Origin of the sequence: Stenotrophomonas sp. HMWF003 (assembly GCF_003061285.1) — a bacterium.
Lineage (GTDB): Bacteria > Pseudomonadota > Gammaproteobacteria > Xanthomonadales > Xanthomonadaceae > Stenotrophomonas > Stenotrophomonas maltophilia_AP.
The window spans coordinates 1-1869 of sequence record NZ_QAIW01000189.1 but is presented as its reverse complement, the minus strand read 5'-3'; the positions used below and the strand labels follow the sequence as shown (position 1 = coordinate 1869).

At 60.9% G+C, this 1869-nt stretch carries 2 protein-coding genes; one reads left to right on the top strand and one right to left on the bottom strand.

Translation table 11 applies throughout. The annotated features are described in order from the left end of the window. Positions 1 to 264 (top strand): fimbrial protein (locus tag DBR34_RS07615; protein ID WP_181393937.1); only part of this gene is annotated, 264 nt, incomplete at its 5' end. Positions 265 to 1257: 993 nt separating this feature from the next. Here the strand turns inward: DBR34_RS07615 and DBR34_RS07610 are convergent. Next, on the bottom strand, positions 1258 to 1788 hold the full coding sequence (locus tag DBR34_RS07610; protein ID WP_128096339.1) for a hypothetical protein: 531 nt from the start codon (positions 1786 to 1788) through the stop codon (positions 1258 to 1260). Between the last annotated feature and the right edge of the window lie 81 nt (positions 1789 to 1869).

Sequence of the window (1869 nt, the reverse complement as noted above, 5' to 3'; positions counted from 1 at the left end):
GTGTTCAGCTTCAGCGGCACGCCCGAGAGCAGCCTGCCCAGCCTGTTCGGCAACGCCGGCGATGCCCGTGGCGTGGCGGTGGTGCTGGAATCGGCCGACGGCCAGCGCATCGGCGCAGATGGCTCCAACAGCGAGCGCGGCGCCAGCGTGGCCGGCCAGCGGGCCCGGCTGCCACTGCGCGCCGCTTACTGGCGGCTGGCCGGCCAGGCCACTGGCGTGGGCAGTGTGGCTGCCACCGCGATTGTGACCCTGCGTTACGAATAAACGCGGGCCGCTGCCCGCCCGCGCTTGCCGCCGGCCGCCCTGCCCCGCGCAGGCAACGCCATTGCCGGCGAAGGCTTTGCCCGGCACGCCTCGGGAGATTTGGGCCTGGTCCGATAAAGGAGACCATCGTCTCTTGAATTCCGCCGATCGCCATCCTGTCCAATCACAGCATCATTGTTTTGTACTGTGTGACATGGGCTGCAGAACGAGGCCGCACTACCGACACGGGTAGCGGTCAGCGGCAATTCGATTGTCCTGCCCCCCCGCCTACAGGGTGCGCGGGCAAGCATTCCTGGATGGCCGTGTGTTATGCAGGCCGCAACAGGCGGTCCTGCGGGAAATCGCGCTGGCGACGTCGCAGCTGCCGTCTAACAGCTCCGCGATCGAAGCTCTCGCGCGGGCATACGAGCGGGTGCTTGGACGCGGCTTCGCGTGCTCCGCCCTTCACTTGCTCGGCCGACTCGACGGTTCGGTTACATATGACCGGTCCGCATTGATCCGTACAGTGGTCTTGATCAGGCATGGAAACCGCTCACGTTTTCTGACTCTGGCGTGGCTGAACTGCCCTGCTCTGGATCAACTCGGAGGCAACGGTCAGGTGTATTGGACAGACCGCCCACCCTGACGAACCGGACCGCGATGCGCTACGTTGGGCGTGATGCAGGATTGTCTGCATCGGTTTTCTGTGGGGCGCAATTGTTGGCTTCTGTCCTTGCAAGGGAGGAAACGTCTGCAACTGCCCGCCCATGTCTGGAAAACTCTGCGTTGGATCAGGAAAACTGTGGCATTACGGTAGAACTATATCTCGATTAATCAGAGATTTACGTTTCCTTCAAATCTCTGCGACGAACAGAATCCGCGTAGAACGGCGGTTAGGCGTGGGTGATTCCGGACCCGCCGCCGAGGTGTGGTCCATATGTTGCGTGGACCATGACGCCCCAAGCACGGTTCCTGCTGTGCAGATGCGTGCGTAGCGGCCGAGATCTGGGGGTGTCATCGACATCGCTGCGCCACGTCGATCCCATCTCGATGCTTCATGATGAAAGCCTCCAAGCCTGAAGGCTCGCCAGAGACATGGCCAGATTTGCCGGGCTGTCCCTCTGGAATGAACGTCGACTCCATCTGCTCTCGCAGCGCCGAAGTACTGGGTGACCGCACATCTGCGTGTGCGAATGCATCGATGGTGAGAACGTCGTATCCGTTCTCAACCAGCAGGAGGGGAACGCTCTTGCATCGCAGCACGAACACCTGAGAACGTTCTTGCCCTGGGTCGATAACAATGCCCTTGGTCGCATTCTCTCGAGCGAACGTGATCGCACTGCCTCTTATCACCTCGAAATCCTCGGGCGATAATGATCGGAACGTCTTGAGTTCAGACTCCAATACTGTGGGATACGTCATCCATACAATGCCTGCCGCAACCACCAGGCCAAGGAGAGGCAGCAAGGGAGTTGCCATCTTCATCGGGGAAACTTCGTCTGACCGGCTTGAACCTTGGCGGTTGCCGCCACGCACTTCGCCCATTCGCCATCCATGGTTGCCACTGTCCTGATTCAGCCCTTTGAGGGAATGCTAGCAGCAAGCCCTCGCAACAGGAGGCAGCAG